General features: G+C 71.2%; 10 protein-coding genes. 4 read left to right on the forward strand and 6 right to left on the reverse strand.

Annotated features, from left to right (window positions below; all coding sequences use genetic code 11):
- Window positions 1–44 precede the first annotated feature (44 nt).
- Window positions 45–12,731: a type I polyketide synthase gene (locus tag OIU81_RS00640; protein WP_329141959.1), complete on the reverse strand. Its 12,687-nt coding sequence runs from the start codon at window positions 12,729–12,731 to the stop codon at window positions 45–47.
- A 382-nt stretch (window positions 12,732–13,113) separates the two neighbouring features.
- Between OIU81_RS00640 and OIU81_RS00645 the strand changes: the two genes are divergently transcribed.
- A complete protein-coding gene (locus tag OIU81_RS00645) occupies window positions 13,114–14,520 on the forward strand; it encodes an NDP-hexose 2,3-dehydratase family protein (RefSeq protein WP_329141961.1) in 1,407 nt (468 codons plus the stop codon).
- Window positions 14,521–14,732: 212 nt separating this feature from the next.
- On the opposite strand, the gene OIU81_RS00650 is transcribed toward OIU81_RS00645, so the two are convergent.
- Entirely contained in the window at window positions 14,733–15,629 is an 897-nt protein-coding gene (locus OIU81_RS00650) for an AraC family transcriptional regulator (RefSeq protein ID WP_329141964.1), read from the reverse strand.
- 97 nt (window positions 15,630–15,726) lie between these two features.
- Between OIU81_RS00650 and OIU81_RS00655 the strand changes: the two genes are divergently transcribed.
- Window positions 15,727–16,485 carry a nuclear transport factor 2 family protein gene (locus tag OIU81_RS00655; protein WP_329141966.1) on the forward strand — a complete coding sequence of 253 codons (759 nt, stop codon included), beginning with the start codon at window positions 15,727–15,729 and terminating at the stop codon, window positions 16,483–16,485.
- Between the two features lie 17 nt (window positions 16,486–16,502).
- Entirely contained in the window at window positions 16,503–16,826 is a 324-nt protein-coding gene (locus tag OIU81_RS00660) for a MoaF-related domain-containing protein (RefSeq protein WP_329141968.1), read from the forward strand.
- Window positions 16,827–17,031: 205 nt separating this feature from the next.
- On the opposite strand, the gene OIU81_RS00665 is transcribed toward OIU81_RS00660, so the two are convergent.
- From OIU81_RS00665 to OIU81_RS00680, 4 genes are all read right to left on the reverse strand, one after another.
- Complete coding sequence (locus tag OIU81_RS00665; RefSeq protein WP_329141970.1) at window positions 17,032–17,811, reverse strand: IS630 family transposase; 780 nt, start codon at window positions 17,809–17,811, stop codon at window positions 17,032–17,034.
- Window positions 17,812–18,042: 231 nt separating this feature from the next.
- Window positions 18,043–18,576 carry a GNAT family N-acetyltransferase gene (locus tag OIU81_RS00670; protein WP_329141972.1) on the reverse strand — a complete coding sequence of 178 codons (534 nt, stop codon included), beginning with the start codon at window positions 18,574–18,576 and terminating at the stop codon, window positions 18,043–18,045.
- Window positions 18,577–19,132: 556 nt separating this feature from the next.
- Window positions 19,133–19,759 (reverse strand): TetR/AcrR family transcriptional regulator, encoded by a 627-nt coding sequence (locus OIU81_RS00675; protein WP_329141974.1) that lies wholly within the window; start codon window positions 19,757–19,759, stop codon window positions 19,133–19,135.
- A 149-nt stretch (window positions 19,760–19,908) separates the two neighbouring features.
- Window positions 19,909–20,691 (reverse strand): FadR/GntR family transcriptional regulator, encoded by a 783-nt coding sequence (locus tag OIU81_RS00680; protein ID WP_329141976.1) that lies wholly within the window; start codon window positions 20,689–20,691, stop codon window positions 19,909–19,911.
- 1,043 nt (window positions 20,692–21,734) lie between these two features.
- Between OIU81_RS00680 and OIU81_RS00685 the strand changes: the two genes are divergently transcribed.
- Window positions 21,735–24,545, forward strand: a complete 2,811-nt coding sequence (locus tag OIU81_RS00685) for an ATP-binding protein (RefSeq protein ID WP_329141978.1) — start codon at window positions 21,735–21,737, stop codon at window positions 24,543–24,545.
- The last annotated feature ends 145 nt before the right edge of the window (window positions 24,546–24,690 follow it).

A 24,690-nucleotide genomic window follows, 5' to 3' on the forward strand; every position in this document is an offset into this window, starting at 1 on the left:
AGCGTCAGCCCTTCAAGAAACCGGCGGTCGGTGTACGTCCCGGATCAGCCGATCCCGAGTTCCCTGTCAATCAGGTCGAACATGTCCTCATCGCTCGCTTCCGCGAGTTCGTCGTCGACGGTCTTTGCCGGTAGCGGCTCCTGGCCTTCCCAGTGGGTGAGCAGGCCGCGCAGCCCTTCGGTGAGCGCCCGCCGGGTGTCGTCATCGGTGGCCGCTTGCAGTGCGCTCGCGACCTGTTGCAGCTCGGGGAGCACCGGAAGGTCGCTCGCTGCCTCCGGTTCCGGGGGGAGCAGTGCGTCCCGCAGGTACGCGGCGAGTGCGGTCGGTGTCGGGTGGTCGAAGACCAGAGTGGCGGGGAGCTTCCGTCCGGTGGCCGTGGTGAGCCGGTTGCGCAGCTCCACTCCGGTCAGTGAGTCGAAGCCCAGCTCGCGGAAGGCCCGCGCGGGCCGGACCGCCTCGGTCGAGGAGTGCCCCAGTACGGCGGACGCATGGGTGCGGACGAGGTCCAGGAGCATGCGCTTGCGCTTGGGCTCCGGAAGCGCGGCCAGCCGCTCCGGCAGGTCCGGGCCCTTCTCGCCGGCCTGGTCCGCCCGCTCCTCCTCCTGGCCGGCGAGCAGTTGCCGGACGTCCGGGAGTTCGTCCAGGAGCGGCCGGGGCCCGCTCACCGTGTAGGCGGGGAGAAAGCGGTCCCATCGGATGTCGGCGACGACGAGCGTGGTCTCCCCCTGGTCGACGGCTTCCCGCAGGGCGTGTACGGCCAGTGCGGGATCCATCGCGGGCACACCGCGGCGGCTCAGTTGCTCGGCCACGTCCTCGTCGACCATGCCGCCGCCCGCCCAGGCACCCCAGGCGATGGACGTGGCCGGTCGGCCCTGTGCCCGGCGCCATGCGGCGAGTGCGTCGAGGGTGGCGTTGGCTGCCGCGTACGGGCCCTGTCCGCCGTTGCCCCACACTCCTGCGCCGGAGGAGAACAGCACGAAGGCGTCCAGCGGGTGATCGGCCAGCAGCTCGTCGAGGTGACAGGCGCCGGAGATCTTGGCGCGCACGGCGGCCATCGCGTCGTCGAGGGACGTCTCGTCGAGGGGACGGGCCTCACCGACGACGCCCGCGGTGTGCACCACGGCGGTCAGCGGCGCCTCGTCGGTGAGCGAGTCCAGCAGCTTGGCCAGCGCGGCCCGGTCGGTGACGTCGCAGGCGGCCACCGTGACGCGCGCCCCGAGGGCGGTCAGCTCGGCGGACAACTCGGATGCGCCCGGGGCGTCCGGTCCGCGCCTGCCGACGAGCACCAGGTGCTCGGCGCCGCCGTCCGCGAGCGCCCGCGCCACATGGGCGCCGAGCGCTCCGGTGCCCCCGGTGATGAGAACGGTGCCGCGCGGCTGCCACGGCTCGGCGGCGGCCGACGGGTCGAGGGGCGCGCGCACCATGCGCCGGGCATGGACCCCGGACGGGCGGACGGCGTACTCGTCCTGACTGCCACCGTCACCGCTGAGCAGGGACCGGAAACGGCGCAGTGCGTCGTCGTCCAGGGTCCCCGGCAGATCGATCAGGCCACCCCAGCGCTCACGGTGGTCGAGGCCGAAGACCCGGGCCAGACCCCAGATCGCCGCCTGGCCGGGATTGCGTAGCGGGTCGGACGCCCGGCCGGATTCCGGTCCCCCTGCGGCGGCGTCGGTGGAGACGGCTCCCTGGGTGACCGCCCACAGGCGGGCCTTCACCTCCGTGTCGGCGAGTGCCTGGGTGAGCGCAAGGGTGCTGAGCAGGCTGCCGGGCACTCCCCGGTGGCCGCCGGCGTCCCGGTCGTCCAGCGCGAGCAGCGACACCACGTGCAGCGGGGCATCCGCGTCACCGTGCAGCGCCGTCAGCTGTGCCGCCAGTTCCGCGCGGTCGGCGGTGGCCGATACGGGCAGGAGGCGAGCCCGTTCGCCGAGACCGCGAGAGGTCGCCTGCACCAGGTCGTCCGCCAGGTAGTCAGCGGGTACGGCGATCACCCAGCTGCCGTCCAACTCGCCCTGGTCTGGCTCGGGTTGAGGTCGCCAGACGATCCGATAGCGCCAGCTGTCGACCGTGCTCCGCTGCTGCCGGCCCTGCCGCCACGACGACAGCGCCGGCAACACCTCACCCAAAGCACCCGAATCCGCCAGACCCAACGTCGCCGCCAGACCCTCCAGATCCGCCCGCTCCACCGAATCCCAGAACCGCACCTCCACCGGATCCACCACACCGGCCACCGCCGGCTGACCCGACTCCAGCCAGTAACGGCGGTGCTGGAAGGCGTAGGTGGGCAGCTCGACGACTGCGGGGCGGGGGGCGGCGAAGGCCGGGGACCAGTCCACCTCCACGCCGTTCACATACAGCTCGCCGAGGGAGGTGTAGAGCCGCGACAGACCACCGTCATCACGGCGCAGGGTCCCCGTCACCACCGCCTCGACCTCTGCCGCCTCGGCGGTCTCCTGGAGTGGCACGGTGAGCACGGGGTGCGGGCTGACCTCCACGAAGGTGCGGTGGCCGGCGGCCGTGAGGGCCTCGATGGCGGGCGCAAACTCCACGGTCCGCCGCAGGTTCGCATACCAGTACCCGGCGTCCATCGCCGCCGTGTCCAGCCACTCCCCCGTCACCGTCGAAAACAGCGGCACGGACGACTTCCGGGGCGCGACGGGCGCCAGGAGCTCCCCCAGCGTCTCCTCGATCGACTCCACGTGGGCCGAGTGCGAGGCGTAGTCCACGTCAATGCGGCGGGCCCGGACCTCGCGCTCCCGGCACGCATCGGCCAGTTCATCGAGCGCGTCCGCGTCGCCGGAGACCACCACGGAGGTGGGGCCGTTGATGGCCGCAAGCGATATGCGACCGTTCCACGGCTCGACAAGCTCCGGGACCTCGGACGACGGCAGGGCCACCGACACCATCCCGCCGCGACCGGACAGCGCACGGATGGCCTTGCTCCGCAACGCCACCACCCGCGCGCCATCCTCCAGAGTCAACGCCCCGGCGACACAAGCCGCGGCAATCTCACCCTGACTGTGCCCGACGACAGCAGCCGGCTCGACACCGTGGGCGCGCCAGACCTCCGCCAACGAGACCATCACCGCCCACAGCACCGGCTGGACCACATCCACCCGGTCCAGACCCGGCGCCCCCTCGGCCGCACGGAGCACCTCGCTCAGCGACCAGTCGGTGAACGGCTCCAACGCCGCCTCACACTCCGCCAACCGGCTTGCGAACACCGGCGAGGAGTCCAGCAACTCCACCGCCATCCCCACCCACTGCGACCCCTGCCCCGGGAAGACGAACACCGTCCGACCCGGATCACTCACCGCCGAAGAGGGGTTCAACTTCCCTAGTTGTGTGGTGAGTTCAGCGATATCCGAGCCCACTACGACCGCCCGGTGCTCGAACGACGACCGGGACGCCACCAGCGACCAACCCACCTCAGCCGGCGACCAGTCGCTGTCCACCACTCGCGATGCCAACCGCTCCGCCTGCGCCACCAACGCCTCGGCGGAACGCCCGGACACCACCCATGGAACCACCACACCCGAAGCCGACGACGGCGCGACGGCCTCTCCCTCAGCCGACTCCGCCTCCGCCTGCGTTTCCGGCTCCGCCTGCTCCACGATCACATGCGCATTGGTCCCACTGATACCGAACGAGGAGACGCCGGCGCGGCGCGGACGGCCGTCTTCCGGCGTCCACGGACGGGCCTCGGTCAGCAGTTCCACCGCGCCCGACGACCACTCCACATGCGGCGACGGCTCGTCCACGTGCAAGGTCGCCGGCAGCTCGCCGTGCCGCATGGCGAGCACCATCTTCATGACACCGGCCACACCGGAGACGGTCTGGGTGTGCCCGATGTTGGACTTGACCGAGCCGAGCCACAACGGCCGGTCCGCCGCCCGCTCCTGCCCATACGTGGCCAGCAACGCCTGCGCCTCGATCGGATCGCCCAACGACGTACCCGTACCGTGCGCCTCCACCACATCCACCGCACCGGCCGACAGACCCGCATCGGCGAGCGCGGCACGGATGACTCGCTGCTGCGAGGGACCGTTCGGCGCGGTGAGGCCGTTCGACGCACCGTCCTGGTTGACGGCCGTGCCGCGGATGACCGCCAGCACCGGGTGCCCGTTGCGGCGGGCCTCCGAGAGGCGTTCGACCAGCAGGACACCGACGCCCTCGGAGAGTGCGAAGCCGTCGGCGGCGGCGGCGAAGGGCTTGCAGCGGCCGTCGCGCGCCAGTCCCCGCTGCCGGCTGAAGCCGATGAAGGGACCCGGATCAGCCATGACCATCGCGGCTCCCGCGACGGCGAGCGAGCACTCCCCCGAGCGGAGGGCTCGCACCGCCATGTGCAGGGCGACCAGTGACGACGAGCATGCCGTGTCGACCGTGACGGCCGGGCCTTCCAGTCCCAGGGTGTAGGCGACCCGGCCGGAGGCGACGCTCGCGGCCGCCCCGGTCGCGAGATAGCCCTCGAACTGCTCAGGATCCGACGTTCGCAGCCGGTTCCCGTACTCCTGGTCGGTGACGCCCATGTAGACACCGATCCCGCTGCCGCGCAGGGACTTGGGGTCGATGCCCGCCCGCTCGAAGACCTCCCACGAGGTCTCCAGGAGGAGCCGCTGCTGCGGGTCCATGGCGATCGCCTCGCGCGGCGAGATCCCGAAGAACTCGGCGTCGAAGTCACCGGCATCGCGCAGGAATCCGGACTCCCGGACGTAGCTCCTGCCGGGCTGGTCGGCATCGGGGTCGTAGAGGCCGTCGAGGTCCCATCCGCGGTCGGTGGGGAAGGCGGACATCGCGTCGACGCCCTCCCGGACGAGCCGCCACAGGTCCTCGGGGGACTGCACGCCACCCGGGTACCGGCAGGCCATGGACACGAGGGCGATCGGGTCATCGTCCGCGGGGGTGGAGCCGGGGGCGGGGACGAGGGCGGGCGCCGTGCCCGGCTTGGTGGCGCCTTCCTCCTCGCCGGCCAGTTCGGTGCCGACGTAGCCGGCGAGCGCGGCCGGGCTGGGATGGTCGAAGACGACGGTCCTGGGCAGTCGCAGCCCGGTGGCCCGGCCCAGGCGATTGCGCAGCTCGACGGCGGTCAGCGAGTCGAAACCCAGCTCCTTGAAGGGGCGTTCGGCGTCGACCGGGGCCGTCTTGTCGTGACCGAGCACCGAGGCGATCTGCTCACGGACGAGGTCCAGCAGTGCTGCGGTGCGCTGCCGGGCATCGAGCCCGGCGAGCCGCTCGGCGAGCGGCGAACGTGCGGACCCACGCTCCGTTCCGCCATCACCGCTACCGTCCCCGCCCTCCGCCAGTTGCGGGATCTCGGTGAGGAGTCGGCTGGGACGTATGGAGGTGAAGAGGCTGCTGAAGCGCTGCCAGTCGACATCGGCGACCGCGAGCGAGGTCTCGTCGTGGTCAAGCGCCTGCTGGAGGGCGGTGAGGGCGGTGTCCGGGTCGATGACGGGCACGCCGCGGCGCCGCAGCACGTCGTGCATCGAGTCGGAGATCATGCCGCCGCCGGCCCACGGGCCCCAGGCGACCGACAGGACCGGCAGGCCGTCGGCCCGTCCGCGTGCGGCGCGGGCGTCGAGGAGCGCGTTGGCGGCGGCGTACGCGCCGTGCTCGGCCACGCCCCACGTGCCGGAAATGGAGGAGAAGTAGACGACGGCGTCGAGGTGTGCGGGATCGAGTACGGCGGCCAGGTGGTCGGCTCCGGCGACCTTGCCCGAGAGCGCGGCCGCGAGGTCGTGCGCGCCTGCCTCCGCCAGCGGACCGAGGGCGCTGACTCCGGCGGCGTGCACCACGGTGCGGACCGGGTCCCCGTCCTGCTCGATCTGCCGTACCAGGGCCGCCACCGCCTGCTGATCGGCGAGGTCACAACCCGCCACGGTGACCTGGACGCCCTGGTCACGGAGTTCGGAACGGAGTGCGGCGACGCCGGGGACGTCGGCACCACGACGGCCGGTGAGGACGAGGTGTTCCGCGCCCTCGGCGGCGAGCCAGCGGGCGATATGGGCACCGAGCGCTCCGGTGCCGCCGGTGACGAGGACGGTGCCGCGCGGGCGCCAGGAGCGCCGCGGGGCCTTCCCGGCGACCGGCGCGGGGACCAGCCGACGCCCGTACACGGCGGTCCCGCGGACGGCGAGCTGATCCTCGTCACCACCGGCTGCCAGGATCCGCGCCAGCAGCGTCACTTCCTGGCCATCGGCTGCCACCTGGCCGGACAGGTCGATGAGGCCGCCCCAACGTTCCGGATGCTCCAGCGCGGCGACCCGGCCGAGCCCCCAGATCCCGGCCTGGTCGGGATGCGTCGGCGCATGGTCCGCAACGGTGGCGCCCCCCACGGAATCGCCAGTGGGGTCAGCGGTGGAATCGGCCGTGGTGGCATCCGTCGCAGACTCGACCGTGGTGCCGGTGGCGACCGCGCCTCGGGTGACGCACCACAGCGGGGCGTCGATCCCGGCCTCTCCGAGTGCCTGGAGCAGCGCGAGGGTGAGCGAAAGGCCGGTGGGTACGCAGGGCTGGCTACGGTCCGGCCGTTCGTCCAGGGCCAGCAGGGACAGCACACCGGTGAAGGGTGCGGAGGCGGCACGCAGCAGATCGGCGAGTCCCGCGCTGTCGTCCACGGTCAGTGCGTGTGTGCGGGCGCCCGCTTCCTCCAGTGCCTCGCGGGCGCCGCGCACCAGCGCGTCGTCCTCGTACCCGGCCGGAACCGCCAACAGCCATGTGTTGCCGTCGAGTTGACGGACGGCTGGCTCCGTGAGGGGCCGCCACACGACGCGATAGCGCCAGCCGTCGACCGTGCTCCGCCGCCGCCGGTTCTTGTGCCATGACGACAGCGCGGGCAGCACCTCGTCCAGGGCCTCGGCGCCGGGCAGCCCGAGCGTGCCCGCCAGTGATGCCGCGTCCTGGTCCCCGACGGCCGTCCAGAACGCCGCCTCCTCGGGGGAAGCGGCGACGGCCGGCGCCTCCGGCTCCAGCCAGAAGCGCTGCCGCTGGAACGCGTACGTCGGCAGGTCCACCCGGCGCGGGCGGCGGTCGGCGAAGACGGGGGACCAGTCGACGTCCACGCCGTTCACATACAGCGCGCCGAGCGAGGTGAAGAGGCGCGGCAGACCACCGTCGTCCCGGCGCAGCGTGCCGGTCACCACCGCATCCGCGCCGGCGTCCTCCACGGTCTCCTGAAGCGGCACGGTGAGCACAGGATGCGGGCTGACCTCCACGAAGGTGCGGTGACCAGCCTCGGTGAGAGCTTCGATGGCGGGGGCGAACTCCACCGTCCGCCGCAGGTTCGCGTACCAGTACCCGGCGTCCATCTCCGCCGTGTCCAGCCACTCCCCCCTCACCGTCGAAAAGAACGGCACCTCGGACGCCCTCGGCACCACCGGCGCCAAGACTGTGAGCAGCTCCTCGCGAATCGACTCCACATGGGCCGAATGCGAGGCGTAATCCACGTCAATGCGGCGCGCACGGACCTCGCGCTCGCGGCACACGTCCATCAGTTCATCGAGCGCGTCCGCGTCGCCGGAGACCACCACGGAGGTGGGGCCGTTGACCGCCGCAACCGAAACCCGGCCACCCCACGGCTCGATCAGCTTCGACACCTCGGACGGGGACAGCGCCACGGACACCATCCCACCGCGACCGGACAGCGCACGGATGGCCTTGCTCCGCAACGCCACGACCCGCGCGCCATCCTCCAAGCTCAACGCCCCCGCGACACACGCCGCCGCGATCTCCCCCTGACTGTGCCCGACGACCGCAGCCGGCTCCACACCATGAGCCCGCCAGACCTCCGCCAACGACACCATCACCGCCCACAACACCGGCTGAACCACATCCACCCGATCCAGCCCCGGCGCCCCCTCGGCCCCCCGCAACACACCACTCAACGACCAGTCGGTAAACGGCTCCAGCGCCGCCTCACACTCCGCCAACCGGCTTGCGAACACCGGCGAGGAGTCCAGCAACTCCACCGCCATGCCCATCCACTGCGACCCCTGCCCCGGGAAGACGAAGACCGCTGACGAAGCGGGGGCGGTGGGTACGGAGCCGATGGCGGTATGGGGGCCGGGGTCGCCCTCGGCCACAGAGTGCAGGTCCGCGAGGAGGGCGGCGCGGTCGGTGCCGATGAGCACCGCTCGGTGTTCCAGGGCCGCGCGCGTCGTGAGCAGGGAGTGTGCGACGTCGTACGGTGCGGCGTCGGGGAGGGAGTCGAGGTGGGTGGCGAGCGCGGCTGCCTGGGCGCGCAGTGCTTCCGGGGTCCGGCCGTGCACGGCCCAGGGCACGACCGGCTGGTCACGGTGGTCGCCGTCCGCTCCTTCCGCGTCGCCCGGCTCCGCTGCGTCGGGCCGTGCGGACGGGGCTTCGGCCGGAGGCTGTTCCACGATCACATGCGCATTGGTGCCGCTGATGCCGAACGAGGAGACGCCGGCCCGGCGCACCTGCCCGTTCACCTCCCACGGCTGGTCCATGGTGAGCAGCCGTACCGTGCCCGCCGACCAGTCCACATGCGGGGACGGCGCGTCGAGGTGCAGTGTTTCCGGGAGGAGGCCGTGCCGCAGGGCGAGCACCATTTTGATGACCCCGGCGACACCGGCGGCGGCCTGGGTGTGCCCGATGTTGGACTTGAGCGAGCCGAGCCACAGCGGCCGGTCCGCCTCCCGCTCCTGCCCGTACGTGGCCAGCAGCGCCTGCGCCTCGATGGGGTCGCCGAGCGCTGTGCCGGTGCCGTGCGCCTCGACCGCGTCGACGTCGGAGGGCCGCAGCCCGGCAGCGGAGAGCGCGGCCCGGATCACGCGTTCCTGGGAGGGGCCGTTGGGGGCGCTGAGGCCGTTCGAGGCGCCGTCCTGGTTGGTGGCGCTGCCGCGCAGCACCGCCAGTACCGGGTGGCCCTTGCGGCGGGCCTCCGACAGGCGTTCCAGCAGCAGGATTCCGGCGCCTTCGCCCCAGGCCGTGCCGTCGGCGGCCGCGGCGAACGGCTTGCACCGGCCGTCGGGCGCGAGTCCCCGCTGGCGGCTGAACTCCACGAACATGCCGGGCCGGGACATCACCGTCGCCCCGCCGGCGAGCGCGAGGGTGCACTCTCCGGTGCGCAGTGCCTGCGCCGCGAGATGCAGCGCCACCAGGGAGGAGGAGCACGCCGTGTCCACGGTGATGGCCGGTCCCTCGAGACCGAGTGTGTAGGCGATGCGTCCGGAGGCCACGCTCGTGGTCGTGCCGGTCAGGACATGGCCCTCGACCTGCTGGCTCGCCTGGTGCAGCCGGGGGCCGTACTCCTGGGCCATGGCTCCGACGAACACTCCGGTGAGGCTGCCGCGGACCCCCGTCGGGTCGATGCCGGCCCGTTCCAGCGCCTCCCACGAGGTCTCCAGCAGCAGTCGCTGCTGCGGATCCATCGCCAGGGCCTCGCGCGGCGAGATCCCGAAGAAGCCGGCGTCGAAGGACGCGGCATCGAGGAAGCCGCCCTCGCGCACGTAACTGGTGCCCGAGCGTTCGGGGTCGGGGTCGTACAGCCCGTCGGTCTGCCAGCCCCGGTCGGTGGGGAACGGCGATACCGCGTCCACCCGGTCCCGCAGGATCTGCCAGAGGTCTTCGGGCGACCGTACGCCGCCGGGGTAGCGGCAGGCCATCGCGACGATGGCGATGGGCTCCTCGGGGTCGGCGGCCGGGCCTTGATGCTGGGGCAACTCATGGGCAGTACCCAGGAGTTCGGCGTCGAGGTAGCGGGCCAGCCGGGTGGGTGAGGGGTGGTTGTAGAGCGCGGTGGACGGCAGCCGTACGGTGAGTGCCCGGTTCAGCCGGTTCCGCAGCTCCTCGGCGGTGACCGAGTCGAAGCCCAGGTCCTTGAAGGTGTGGGCGGCGTGGAGCGCTGAGGGGTCCCGGTGGCCGAGCACCGCGGCAGCGTGGTCCCGTACGACGTCGAGGGTGGGCCGGCCCGTCCCGGAGCGCTCGGTCGGGGTGGTGGCGGGCCGGTGCGGCACGGAAGGGGCGGGGGCCGTGCGGCGGGGGTGCCCGGCGGGGTGCTCGATCCAGTGCCGCTCGCGCTGGAAGGCGTAGGTGGGGAGGTCCACGAGCGGGGGGCGGGGGGCGGCGAACGCCGGGGCCCAGTCGACGTCGACACCCTGCACGTACAGCTCGCCGAGCGAGGTGTAGAACCGGGCGAGGCCGCCCTCGCCGCGGCGCAGGGTGCCCACGACCGCCCCCTCGGCGCCCGCGGCCTCCACCGTCTCCCGCACCGGCATGGTCAGGACGGGGTGTGGACTGACCTCCACGAAGGTGTGGTGCCCGGCCGCGGTCAGCGCGTCGATGGCGGGGGCGAACTCCACCGTCCGCCGCAGGTTGGCGAACCAGTAGCCGGCGTCCATCTCCGCCGTGTCCAGCCAGTCCCCCGTCGCCGTCGAGAACAGCGGCACGGCGGGGGTCCGGGGCGCGACCGGCGCCAGGACGTCGTTCAGGTCCTCCTCGATCGACTCCACATGCGCCGAATGCGAGGCGTAATCCACCTCGATCCGCCGTGCACGGACCTCGCGCTCCCGGCACTCCTCCACCAGCCGGCCCAGAACATCGCCGTCACCGGACACCACCACCGACGACGGCCCGTTGACCGCCGCCACCGAGATCCGACCACCCCATGGCTCGATCAACTCCTCCACCTCGGGCCGGGGCAGCGCCACCGACACCATTCCGCCACGGCCCGACAGGGCACGGATGGCCTTGCTGCGCAGCGCCACCACCCGGGCGCCGTCCTCCAGGGTCAACGCCCCGGCGACACAAGCCGCAGCAATCTCCCCCTGGCTGTGCCCGACGACAGCAGCCGGCTCGACACCGTGGGAGCGCCAGACCTCCGCCAACGACACCATCACCGCCCACAACACCGGCTGGACGACATCGACCCGGTCCAGCCCCGGGGCCCCGTCAGCCGCACGCAGCACACCACTCAGCGACCAGTCGGTGAACGGCTCCAACGCCGCCTCACACTCCGCCAGCCGGCTCGCGAAGACGGGCGAGGAGTCGAGCAGCTCCACCGCCATGCCGGCCCACTGCGACCCCTGCCCCGGGAAGACGAACACCGTGTTGCCGGAGCGGTCGGTCACCGTGTTGCCGGAGCGGTCGGTTGCCTCGCCGATCGTCACCGCGGCATCGGGGCGTCCCTCCGCCACCGCCCGTACCCCGGCGGTCAGTTCGTCGGTCCGGGAACCCACCACGACCGCTCGGTGCTCGAACGACGACCGGGACGTCAGCAGCGACCAGCCCACCTCCGCCGGCGACAAGCCGCCGTCCGTCACCCGTGACACCAGTCGCTCCGCCTGCGCCGCCAGGGCTTCGGCGGTACGCCCGGACACCACCCAGGGCACCGTCACGTCCGCATCCGGAGCCGACGGAACGCAGCCCCGTCCAGTGGCAGACTCAACCTCCCCGGAGTCCTCCGTCCGTGCCACGATCAGATGCGCATTCGTGCCGCCCATCCCGAACGAGGAGACCCCGGCGATGAGTTGCCGCCCCTCCTGCGCCGTCCAGGCGCCGGACTCGGTCTGCACCCGCAGGTTCAGGGCGTCGAGCGGAATGTCGGGGTGGGGTGTCGCGAAGTTGAGGCTCGGAACGAGGTGGCCGTGCTCCACGCACAGCACCACCTTCAGCAGTCCCGCGATGCCGGCGGCGCCTTCGAGGTGGCCGATATTGGTTTTGACCGAACCCACGGGCAGTGGGGTGCTCCGGCGCGGGTCGGTGCCGAACGCGGCGCCGAGCGACGCCGCCTCGATGGGGTCACCGACCTTGGTGCCGGTGCCGTGCAGCTCCACATAGCCGAGGTCGCCGGGGTGGACGCCGGCGCGTGCGCAGGCCAGGCGCAGCACCTCTTCCTGCGCGGCGGCGTCCGGGGTGGTGAGGCCGGGCCCGCCGCCGTCGTTGTTGACCGCGCCGCCGCGGATCACACAGTGGACGTGGTCGCCGTCCGCCAGGGCCCTGGAGAGGGGCTTGAGGACGACGAGGCCGCCTCCCTCGCCGCGGACGAAGCCGTCCGCGCGGGCGTCGAAGGTGTGGCAGCGGCCGCTCGGGCTGAGCGCGCCGAAGCGGGCCATGGCGAGAGTGCTCTCGGGGGCGAGGTTGAGGTGTACCCCGCCGGCCAGCGCGGTGTCGCAGTCGCCGCGGTGCAGGCTGTCGCACGCGGCCTGGACCGCGACGAGGGAGGAGGACTGAGCGGTGTCCAGGGTCATGCTGGGGCCGCGCAGGCCGAGGTGGTAGGAGAGGCGGTTGGCGATGAGTCCGCGGTTGAGGCCGGTCGGAGTGTGGTGGTCGAGTGCCTCGGGGCCCTGCTGGTGGACGAGTACGGCGTAGTCCTCGACGGTGGCTCCGATGTACACCCCGGTCCGGTGGCCGTGGAGCCGTTCCGGGCGGATGCGGGCGCTTTCCAGTGCCTCCCAGCCGAGTTCGAGGGCGAGCCGCTGCTGGGGGGCCATCGACCGGGCCTCGCGCGGGGAGACACCGAAGAAGCCTGCGTCGAAGCCGGCGACATCGTCGAGGAAGCCGCCCCGGGGCAGCTCGGACAGCTCTGACTGCGCGAGGAGTTCGGTGGTCCACCGGTCGGCCGGCGCTTCGGTGACGGCGCTTCTGCCGTCGCGCAGGAGTTGCCAGAGGGCGTCGGGGTCGGCTGCCCCGGGCAGGCGGCAGGACAGGCCGATGACCGCGATCGGCTCACCGCCCTGCGAGGGAATCCTGGAGCCCGCGGGTTCCGACCCGTTCATCAATCGCACTCCCTACGCGAAGCGGCACAGTCACGGCTGGAGTTCACCGTTCCACAGCGGCGGGCCGCGAAAGGCGGGCCGTAGGCCACCTCTAGGGGAACTCCTAGGCGCGGCGGAGGACCCTTCCGTACCGCTCTGAGCAGGGCTTCCGCAGCGGTACGCGGCGTCCTCCCGGAGCCTGGGACGGCGCGGCCCGGCGCCCGTTCCCCGGGTGCTCGGGTGCGGCCGCCGCCGGCCCGTCCGCGGGCGGGCGAGCCGCAGAGACTAGGTGAATGCCAGGACTCCCCGGTGCAGGCTGCGGGTGGAGAGGTCGGCCGTCCGGTGCCGTACACCCATCAGCGGTGCCGTACACCCATCAGCGTGGAGGGGCGCAGAAATGCATATGGACAGCACAGTGGAGCCTTCGTACTCATCCGGCTCCGTGGTGTCTTCCCGGCGGGCGGTGGCGCTGTCGTCCCGGCTGGCCGCTTCGGCGCTGGCCACCGAGGGCGGGGTGATGAGCAACGAAGCGTTCCATGCGTGGTTCGAGGAGCGGCAGCGCACTCATGCGCTCCAGGTCAGCCGGATACCGTTCGAGGAGCTGCGGGGCTGGGGCTTCGCTCCCGGGAGCGGGAACCTGCGGCATGACAGCGGGCGTTTCTTCTCCATCGAGGGCCTGCGGGTCCGCTCCGACTACGGGCCGGTCCGCGAGTGGTGCCAGCCGATCATCCACCAGCCCGAGATCGGTGTGCTGGGCATCGCGGTGCGCGAGATCGACGGGGTGCTGCACTGTCTGATGCAGGCGAAGCCGGAGCCGGGGAACGCCAACGGGGTGCAGCTCTCCCCCACGGTGCAGGCCACCAAGAGCAACTACACGCGGGTGCACGGCGGTTCCGCGGTTCCGTACATGGACTGCTTCGTCGATCCCGATCCGCGCCGGGTGCTGGCCGATGTGCTCCAGTCCGAGCAGGGGTCGTGGTTCTACCGGAAGCGCAACCGCAACATGGTGGTCGAGGTGGGCCCCGAGGTCGAGGCGGACGAGGACTTCTGCTGGGTCACCCTGGGCCAGCTCGGTGCGCTGCTGCGCCATCCCGACCTGGTGAACATGGACGCCCGTACGGTGCTGTCCTGCATCCCCGACTGGCGGGCGGGCTCCTCGACGGCCAATGCCGGCCTGCACTCCGATACGGAGATCCGCAGCTGGGTCACGACGCGACGGGCCCGGCACGAGATCACCACCGAGCCGCTGCCGCTGCGCGAGGCGGCGGGCTGGCACCGCTCGCCGGACGCCATCTCGCATGAGAGCGGGCGCTTCTTCAGTATCGTCGCCGTCGATGTCAGCTCGCACCGGCGGGAGGTGCCCGCCTGGTCGCAGCCGCTGCTCGAACCGCACGGGCTGGGAATGGCGGCGCTGCTGGTGAAGCGGATCGGGGGTGTACCGCACGCGCTGCTGAGCGCCCGGGTCGAGCCGGGTTTCCTGGATGTGGTGGAGCTGGGGCCCACCGTGCAGTGCACGCCGCAGAGCTACGCGCATCTTCCCGAGGGTGACCGTCCCCGGTATCTCGATGCCGTGCTGGAGCGCCGTCCGGAGCGGACGCTGTTCGATGCCGTGCTGTCGGAGGAGGGCGGCCGCTTCCTGTATGCCCGCAGCCGCTACCTCATCGTCGAGGTGGACGAGGACTTCCCGACCGAGGCACCCGAGGACTTCCGCTGGGTGACCCTGTGTCAGATCAATGAGCTGCTGAAGTACAGCCACCATCTGAATGTGCAGGCCAGGACGCTGGTCGCGGGGATGAGGACGCTGGCTTAGTGGTCCGTTCTGGAAGTCCTTCGGGGGTTGACTTCAGGCCCGTGTTGTACGTGGTGGTCTCTGGCCAGATGTTGGGGGTAGCGAGGTGGGGGCACCCAGCTTGTTGGCCGCCGCAATTGCTCATTGCTGCGAGAGAAAGCAGTGGCTCCGGTGCGTTCTCACTCGGGCTTCCACCGCAGAGCTCACACGTCGCTCGGCTGGCTTGCGGCTGGTCAGCTCTGTGCGGCCCGGAAGGCGCCTGGGGTCTGGCTGGTCGCGCGGGTGAAGAACTTGCTGAAGTTGGTGGGTTCGGTGAAGCCGAGCCGGTGGCTGATGGCGGCGACGGGCAGGTCGGTGTGGGCCAGCATGCGCTTGGCCTCCAGGGTGACGCGGGCTTCGATGAGCTGTTTGGCGGTGTGTCCGGTGGCGCGTTGGCAGGCGCGATTGAGGGTCTTGAGGGAGTAGCCGAGCCGGGTGGCGTAGTCGTGGGCCTGGCGCAGGACGGCGAAGGAGCGCTCCAGTTCGTGCTGGAAGAGGCGGTACGGCTCCTGCGTGGCAGGGGTCTGTGCGCTGTCGTCGGGCGTGGGGAGGCGGGCGATGCGTAGCAGGATCCCGACCAGCAGCTGGCGCAGGAGTTCCTTGGTGATCTCCGGGTCCTGGGCGGGGAGGTCGGCGTATTCGGTGGCGAGGTCGGCCAGTGCGTGGCGGAAGCGGTCGTGGTCGCCGGGGCCGAGCTGCCAGAGGGGCGGGCCGAACGGGTCGTCGGTCACCGGGATGCTCGCGGGGAGTCGGGGCGGGAAGTCCGGGGTGAACAGGACGATCGTGGCGTCCAGGTCCGCGGGAGCGCCGTCGGGTGCTGTGGGCAGGCGCTGGACCTGCCCGGGACGGACGTGCAGCAGCGTGCCCGGCCGGCAGGGGCGGTCGACGAAGTCGACCATGACGGTGCCTTCGCCCCGGTGGACCAGGGTGAGGTGGTGGAAGTCCAGCCGATGCACCCGTTTGTACTCTTCGCCCGGCAGGCGGCGGACGAGGTCGGCGAAGGTGAGGACTTCCAGGCGCAGACCGGGTCGGGTGGGGTTGCGGTAGCCCCGTTCGATCACCGGAGTCTGTCCCATTTCGACCATAGCCATGCCTGACTCTACCGTGCACCGGGGCCCCGGTGCCGGGAGAGTGGAGGGCAGGCCGGTGGGCAAGGCGTCACCGGAATGCGCAGATCGGAGGCATGGCATGAGCAGCAAGGAAAACGTACTCAGGGCAGCTGGTGAGCTGTTCGGGGACAAGGACCCGAGCGCGGTGGACCGCTGGGTGGCCGCTGACTACCGTCAGCACAGCAGCCTGGCCGCAGACGGTCCGGAGGCGCTGCGGCAGCTGGTGGCGAGCCTGCCGGAAGGCTTCCGCTACGAGGGAGCGCGGGTGATCGCCGACGGAGACCTGGTGGCGCTGCACGGGACGTACCACGGCTTCGGCCCGCAGCCGCTGGTGGCTTTCGATCTCTTCCGCGTGGATGCGAACGGCAAGCTGGCGGAGCACTGGGACGCGCTGACCCCACTCGTTGCGGACACGGCCGCCGGCCGCTCGCAGACCGACGGCCCGGCCGCGCCGAGCGACCTGGACACGACCGAGGCCAACCGCGCGCTCGTCACGGAGTTCGCGGAGAAGGTCCTCAAGGGCGCCGACTACTCGGTGCTGACCGACTACATCTCCACCGAAACCTATCTCCAGCACAACCCGGAGGCCGCCGACGGGCTGGACGGCTTCGGGGCCGCGGCCGCCAAGTGGGCCGAGCAGGGCAAGAACCTGGTCTACCGGACCGTCCACAAGGTCGTCGCCGAGGGCGACTTCGTGCTCCTGCAGTCCGAGGGCGAGTTCGGCGTGCCGGTCGTCTACTGGGACCTGTTCCGTGTGGCCGACGGCAAGATCGTCGAGCACTGGGACGTTATCGCCCCGATCCCGGCCGAGCTCCCGCACTCCAACGGCCTCTTCTGAGCGGCAGGGAGAACGCGGTGAGCAACAGGACCTACGCGGGGAAGACCTTCCGCTTCCGCGTCGACAACGGCGTCGTCTTCCACAACACCTACGCGCCCGACGGCACCAGGCTGCACTACGAGACCGTCGCCGGACCGGCCAAGGGCGCCGTCGAGGACGTCGACCTGCATGCCGCCGAGGTCAGCCCCGGCGTGTTCATCGTCGGCTGGGTCGAGCAGTCGGGCATGACCGTCACCCACGCGATGAACCTCAACACCAACACCGTCCAAGCCTTCTGGACCTACGAAACCCCCGACGGCCGCGTGGGCGAACTCCACACCGGCACCCTCAAAGAGGTCTGACGGAGCTGTTTGGGAGCAGCCGTCTTGACGAGCACCACCACCCATGCCGAAGGCGCTGTCGAGGGAAGGTGCCGCGCGGGGGCCCTCCGCCCGCGCCCTCGTGCCAGCGGCAAGCCTGCCTGCAGAAAGGCTTCGGGCATCAAGGAATGAACAGGGCGACATGGCAAACTTCCGGGAGCCCGCAGGGCAGGCACCCCAGCAGGCTCTACCGGGCCGTCCCACCGTCATCCTCGCCAGCATCGGCCTGATCGCTGCGTTCGTCGTCGGCATCATCGGCCCGAGCACCGAGCCCGCCCAGAGCCAGGGCGCCGCTACGGCCGTAGGTGTGGTTGACCCGCATGGCGCGGGCCTTGCCGGGAGCGAGGGTGGGGTGGCAGCGGCAGCGGGCCTGGATGGAGGTCTTCTCGTCGGCGCTGATGACGTACTCGTCCTCGCCGAGGGGTTGACCCTGCCAGGTGCGGGCGTACAGGTCCAGCACCCGGGCGGCCTTGGTGTGGAAGTCGGAGTCGGTGATGAAGATCCAGGAGCGGAGCTGCCAGGGCTTGAGCGCGTCCTCAGTCAGCCAGCGTCGCACGGTGGAGGGCGACACCGCGGTCACGATCTGGCGGGTGATGGCCTCGCGGGCCAGTTCCGGGCACGACCAGCGTGAGATCGGCACTCCGGTCTCGGCGGGTAGTCGGCAGGCCAGCGCCTTGACCTCGGTGGCCTGCAGCGGCGTTAACGAAGCGGGACGGCCGCAGCGCCTGCGGTCTTTGAGCCCGGGCAGGCCCGCCTGAGCAAACCGGCCACGCCAGCGGCGCACGGTGTCCAGGTGCAGCCCCGTCTCCCGGGCGATGCGCGCGTTGGAGCGTCCGCGCGCGGCGTACAGGACGACCTGCGCACGCACCCGCAGCCGGTGCTCGGTCTTGTGGCCGTAGGCCATCTTCTTCAACCGCAGGCGTTCGGCGGCGCTCAGGGCTATTGGACAGGCAGTGCGGACGGGCATGGCGGGCGAACCGATCGGCCGAAGTGGATCACTGGCAAGCCACAGCCTGCCCCGCCCGCCGCCGGGGCAGAGCCCAGACGTCGTGGCTGGGCGCGGCGTCCCACGTCATGAGCACCGAGTGGGGACAGGATGGCCCTGACCGCAGTTGCGTGAAGGCCAGAGCGGCGACTATCCGGGGGTTGTTGGCGTCTTGGGATTCGGCCACCCCCGCGTACGGCCGATGCTCCTGCTTCAGGGCCGGTAGACGCACTCCGCCAGCGTCGTGTGCTTCTTCCAGCCCAGCGTCTCGTACAGCGCGCACCCGGCGTCGGTCGCGCCGAGAACGGCGAGGACCGCGCCCGTCTCCAGGGCGCGGTCGGCAAGCGTACGCATCACGAAGTTGCCCAGCCCGCGCCGCCGATGGGCATCCTCGGTCACCACCCGGTCCACGACCACGGCTTCCCCGAGGGATGCCATCTGCCCCTGGGCCGCCTGCTCGCCCGCCGCATCCAGCACCCGAGCGTAGGTGACGGCCCCAATGGTCTCCACGGTCGTGGTGTACCCCTCAGGCGCGACCGGGTCCGTGGCCATCAGGTCAACGGCCATCAGATGGCCGCTCTCCTCCCAGGCCCATCCCTGTGGCAGCCAGGACTCGATCTCCTCCGGCTCCGCGGGCATCTTCATCCAAGTCCGCGGCACGGACACCGAGGCCGCGGCGCTGCGAACCAACAACTCCTCGGCCTCGGGCAGGACATGGCGTCCCACTTCGTCGGCGTTGCCAGCCACCTCGATATAGAACCCCCAGGGCTTCTCGACAGGCGGGGGCGTCCGCCGGGACACGGCCCAGCCCGCCACCCAAGTCCTCACTATGTCCGCAACCATCAAGCCCTCCCGAAGCCGTGGCCGTACCAACGACCAGGTAATAGACAACAGCCGGGATCACACATTACGTCGCCGTGTAGTCTGCGGCATCTGGTTTGCCGGGGTGCAGCTCCGGAAGGGCAGTCGCGAAAGATCACAAACAGCACCGCAGAGGAACCGCCACCAGCCAGCAACCATTACAAGGACACCGCCCTACCCGCCGGCAGCCCCGAAGGCGCCCTGGACTGCGCCTGCAGTCTCTACCCCGCCGACCCCAACGTCTGACCCGGCACCGCGCACGAGACAGGCTCAGGAGTCAACCCCCGAAGGACTTCCGGAGCCGACCACTTAGCCGGGCCGGAGGGGGGCGACGGCGGCACTGCGGGCGGCCCGGGAGTGCCGCTGTCCGCCGCGCGCCTTCTGAGTGCCGGGAGGAAGGTCTGCGCGCCCCGCGTACCGGGGCGAGGCCGCCCGGCGTCGTTCAGGAGCCGGCCCGGGTGGCGCGGTCGAAGATGTCGGCGAGCTTGCTGCCGTAGCTTTCGAGGTCGACGCCGGGGGTGAGCATGTGGTGCCGCAGGGTGTTGTCGATGGCGCCGCGGATGGCGACGGCCATCACCCGCGGTTCGACGTCCGCGAACTCCCCGGCGGCCAGCCCCTTGTCCAGACAGTCGACGAGGGCGTCGAGGGAGGCGGTGGCCTGGTTCATGGCGCCGGCCGGCACATTGTCCCGGTCGCAGGTGCCGATGATGATCTCGGCCAGGGCGAGGGTGTGCCCGGGGTACTTGGCCATGAAGTCGAGATTGGACTCGATATAGGCGCGGAGCTTCGCCCGGTAGGTGGGCTCGTGCTGGATGCGGGGTCCGACGAATTCCTCGGCGGCTCGCAGGACCGTGGACACCACTTCGTCGAAGAGCTCGGCCTTGCCGGCGAAGTAGTACGAGATCATGCCCGTGCTGCTCAGGCCCGCCCGCTGGGCGATCTTGCTGAACGATGTGTTGGGGTATCCGTGCTCCGCCACCGTGTCGATGGCCGCCCGCACGATCTGGGCGCGCCTGGCCTCCTCGGTGAAGGTCCGGCCACCTTGCTCACTCACCCTCTTCGCACTCACGAGCAAAAAGTAGCATAAGCGAGCAAGACCCGGCAGCGGTTCGGTGCGGGCAGGAACGTGCTGGTGGGGGTGGTGCTGCCGGCCACGGAGGCGGCCTGGTGAGGGGGGGTCGCGCTGATGTCCCTGAGCGCGAGGTCGGCGGCCGGTGATCAGCGGTCGGCCGGTGCCGGGATCCCCGGCGCCTGCGCACACCGGCAGACCGGGGTGGTCTCGCGGCCCGCTGCGCCGGTGCGGTCCGGCCGGACGATGGTGGTCAGCGCCCACTCGACATGTTCGAGGTGGGCGGTCATGGCCCGCACGGCGCCGTCCTCGGACCGGTCGACGATCGCCTCGACGATGGCGCGGTGCTCCCGGTTGGACTGCTCGCGGCGGTCCCTGGCCAGCATGTCGAGAAAGGTGGACTGCCGGGCCAGGGCGTCCCGGATCTCCTCAATCACCTTGCGGAACACGGGGTTTCCGGCCGACTGCGCGATGGTGATGTGGAACAGGGTGTCCAGGGCGACCCACGCCGTGGTGTCGGTCTGCCGTTCCATCCGTACGAGCAGCCGGTCGAGGAGGTCCAGATCGTCCTGGGTACGCCGGGTGGCGGCGTAGGCGGCGACCGGGATCTCGATGTGCCGGCGGACCTCGACCAGGTCGCGTGAGGAGTACGCGCCGAAGGTGGGGTCCTCCGTCGCTCCCGGTGAGGCGACATAGGTCCCCTTGCCGGCGCGGGAGGCCGTCAGGCCCAAGGCCTGCATGGCGCGGAGGGCTTCGCGGACGACGGAGCGGCTCACCTCGAAGCGCTGACCCAGCTCCGCCTCCGAGGGGAGCTTGTCACCGACTTCGTAGTCGCCGCGCTCGATGGCGCCCCGCAGGTCTCTCAGCACGATCTCCATCGCATTGACGCGCCGAGACGGTACCGCTGCTGTCCTGCTGTCCAGGTCGGCCATGTGTCGCATCCTGTGGCCGCCTCACGAAAGGCGTCAACGCACACCGGGAACTTCTGTGTTTTTCCCTAGAAGAGTGGCCGAACCCGCCCGCCCGCAGGTCAGGAAACCGGCCACGACCTGCGTCATTGCGACGCGGGACGGGTGGCGGCACAGATCGGGACGTTGGTCCGGTTGACACCTCTCACCTGGAGTTCGACGATTCGTCCAGGACTTGTCAGACAGCCGGACAGGCACGACTGAGAGGTTCGGTCCGGCTGCCCGTGCACCACCCCTCGGCGCGGCGACCGGACGGACACACCCGGCCCGGCCACAAGCCGAGGGCGCCCCCGGCGGAGGAGAAGGCTCAGATTCTCCTCAAGAGCCTCGCAGCAGACCTGAGATGCGTGCGTAACATTGCTCACACCGTTACGGCCCGTCAGCCTCCGGTGGAATTCCGCTTCGCCTTCCCCGTGCGATCCACGGTCCCGGCACCGCGCGGAGCCCGAAGCCGCACCGAGCCTGAGAATCCCGTGAAAAATTTCATGAGGGACGCCGTTCACAGGAACTTTTCTTTCCCCGGAGAAAGGCTACTGCCGAGTATTTCTTCAGGCCCCTTCCGGGATCCGCCAAGGAGACTCCCTTCGAAAGCCGTCCAGCGCACCGTTCCGCGCCCCTGGGAAGGGTTCACCGAACGATGTGGCAACCTTGAACACAGCGAATGACGAAATACCCGTGAACCGCACTGCTGTTGGAGGGTGAGCGCTGACAGGAGGCCACAACAGAAGTTGGCTCACCGCAATACACGCCGGGCGCTCGGCGTGAGCGGCAAAACCCCGGCAGGCTGCCTCGACCGCACTGCCCAGCCGGATTTTTGCGCTTCCTGCCCCTCCTCCAGCGCCACCCGCGGCGGCATGTCCGAAGCTGTACGTGCCCTGTGCGCCGAGCGCCGACGGCTGCGCGGCCGGGAGATCCCCGGCACCGCCCCCACCGGCCCGCACTGCGTGCGACACCCTCGGCACCCGCCGCCGCGACAACAGTTCGCGGTCTGAAGGGATCTGAACCTGATGTTGCTGGACCGCGATGTGGAACTGGACCTGGCCGTCACCGCCCTGCGGAGCGGGCGAGGCGCTCTGGTCCTGGTCAGCGGTCCGTTGGGGGTAGGCAAATCAGCACTCCTCGACGGTATCGGCGCACTCGGCGCGGCGCAGGGGGCCCTGCACCTGCGGGTGAGCGCGGCCCCGATGGAGCGGGACTTCTCTTTCGGAGTGGCCCGCCAGCTGCTGGAGCCGGCGCTGCGGCACGCCTCGCCGGAAACCCTGGCGCGATGGACCGCGGGCGACGCGCGCGACGTGATCGAAGCGGGCCGGTCCGGCGGCGCCGTTCCGTCGCAGACCGTATTGGACGGCCTCACCGCACTCCTCGAGAACATGGCCCGCGACCAGCCTGTTCTCCTGCTCGTCGACGAACTGCAGTGGGCGGACCCGGCGACCCTGCGGTGGCTGCGGCACCTGGGCGGGCGGGCGTCCGATCTGCCGGTGGTGCTGGTGTGTGCCGTCCGCGAGGGCGACACCCTCACCGAGGACCCGGCGGTCCGGGCTGTCATCGCACAGGCCACGCACACCCTGTGCCCCGGAAACCTCGCCGTGCAGGACACCGGCGAGCTGATCCGGCGATACTACGGGGAAGCGCCGGACGAGGCGTTCACGGCCGCCTGCCACCGGGCCACCGGCGGCAATCCGCTGTTCCTGAGCTGCCTGCTGGCGGATGCGGCGCCCCGCGGTCTCCGGCCCACCGCGGACCGCGCCGAAACGGTCGCCGCGCTGCGGCCGGCCTCGCTGCAACACCGGCTGCTGCTGCGCCTGGACATGCAATCGGTACAGCTCAGGCGGGCTGCGCGGGCGGTGGCCGTGCTCGGCGACGACACCAATCCCGAGCTGCTGAGCAGGCTGGCCGAGGCGGACTCCGCCGAACGGGACCAGGCCCTGCGCCGGCTGACGGACCTCGGCCTGACGACCGGCATGCAGCGCCCCCGGTTCGTCCACGCCCTCGTGCAGACGGCGGTGGTGGAGGGCATCCCCCCGGAGGAACGGACCGCCATGCACGCGCTGTCGGCCGAGTTGCTGCACCGGGCGGGCCGGCCGCCGGAGCAGGTGGCGAAGCATCTGATGGCCCTCACGACACCGACCTACCCATGGGCCACCGAGGTGCTGCGCGCGGCGGCCTGCGCCGCGCAGCGCAGAGCGGCACCCGAGGTCGCCGCGCGCTATCTGCGGCATGCGCTGATGGGCAGCGCACCGGACAACGACCGGGCGGATCTGCTGATCGACCTGGCCACGGCGGAACGCAGCTTCGCCCCGTACGCGGCCGTGCGGCACATCGCCCAGGCCGTTCTGCTGTGCGACGGACCCGTACAGCGCGCGCAGGCCGTGGTGCGGCTGGCGCCCAGTGCGTTCTCCTCGACGCTGCTGCCGGTCCACGAACTGCTGCAGGAGACGGCGGACGCACTGGGGCCCGGAGACCGGCTGCAGGGCGCGGACCGCGAGCTGGCGCTGCGGCTGGAGGCCCGCATCCGGCAGTCGACGCTGTCGGATCCGGAGCAACTGGCGGACTCCGTGGCCCGTCTCGTCGGGCTGGGTGACGAGCCGAGGACCGACACGGTGGCCGAGCGGGAGCTGCTCGCCCCGCTGATCGGTGCCGCGACGTTCTCCAACGCCCTGCCCGCCCATGAGGTGGCGCCGCTGGCGAACCGCGTCCTGGAGCGCGAGCCGGCGCTGCCCGCCCATGTGCACACCACCCTGCCGATGGTGGTGGCCAGCCTCGTGGCCGCGGACTCCATCGAGGGGCTGGATTCCTGGCTCGACGCGGTCCAGGAGAACGCGGTGGGGCGGCAGACGCGCGTGGAGCAGGCGCTGATCGGCACCGAGCAGGCGCTCGTCTCGCTGGCCCGCGGCCGGCTGGCGCAGGCCAAGGAGCAGGCGCTCGCGGCCTTCGAACTGGGCGGGGAGAAGCACGAGGAAGTCTTCACCGTGTCGTCGATGACCCTCGCCACCTGCGCGATCCTGACCGGCGACCACCAGCTCGCCGACCGGCTGCTCGCCGTCAAATACCGGGCGGAGGACGATCCGTACGTGTGGTCCGGGCTGGCCATGCTGAAGGGGCAGAGCGCGGCACGGACGGGCGATCTGGACGGGGCGCTGGGCTGGTTCCTCGATGCCGGGCGCCGTCTTGAGCAGTGCGGATGGCTCAACCCGGCGCTGCTGCCCTGGGCCTCGGCCGCCGCGTTTCTGCACCTCTACCTCGGCGAGCGCAAGGAGGCCAGGGAGTTGAGCGCGCTGGAGGTGGAACGCGCCCGTGCCTGGGGTGCGCCGGGGCCGCTCGGGCGGGCGCTGCGCGTGTACAGCCACATGGTCGACGGACCGGGCAGCACCGAGGTGCTGCGGGAGGCGGTGGACGTCCTGCGGCTGTCCGCCAACCGCTTCGAGCTGTGCCAGGCCCTGCTGGATCTCGGCGAGCGCCTCGGCCCGGCCGACGCCCGTGGCCGCACGGCGCTGCGCCAGGCCTACGCGGAGGCCGTCGTGTGCGGCACCCCGTGGCTGGCCGGCCGGGCGGAGGAGCTGCTCGCCGAGGCGCCGCCGGACCCGGAGGCCACCCGCGGTCAGCTCACCCCCTCGGAGCGGAAGGTCGCCGAGCTTGCCGTATCAGGTTTGACGAACCAGGTGATCGCCGACGAGCTGAACATCTCGTGCCGTGCGGTGGAAAAGCGTCTGACGAATTGCTACCGCAAGATGTCAATTCCGGGGCGCGGGCATCTCTCCACGGCTTTGGGAGAACTCGACCGGCAGTCCGACTCCTCCGGTGCGGCGGCGCCTTACTGACCCGGCACAGCCTCGGATTTGTGGTACCGGCCGGCGTCGCTTGGCGGCGCCGGCCTCTCTCAACAATCGGGTCATGACAAAGAGTTATTGCTACCGCACCGTATTGACACCGAACCACCGCACCGAGACACCACAGTGTTTTGCT

Origin of the sequence: Streptomyces sp. NBC_01454, from assembly GCF_036227565.1 — a bacterium.
Lineage (GTDB): Bacteria > Actinomycetota > Actinomycetes > Streptomycetales > Streptomycetaceae > Streptomyces.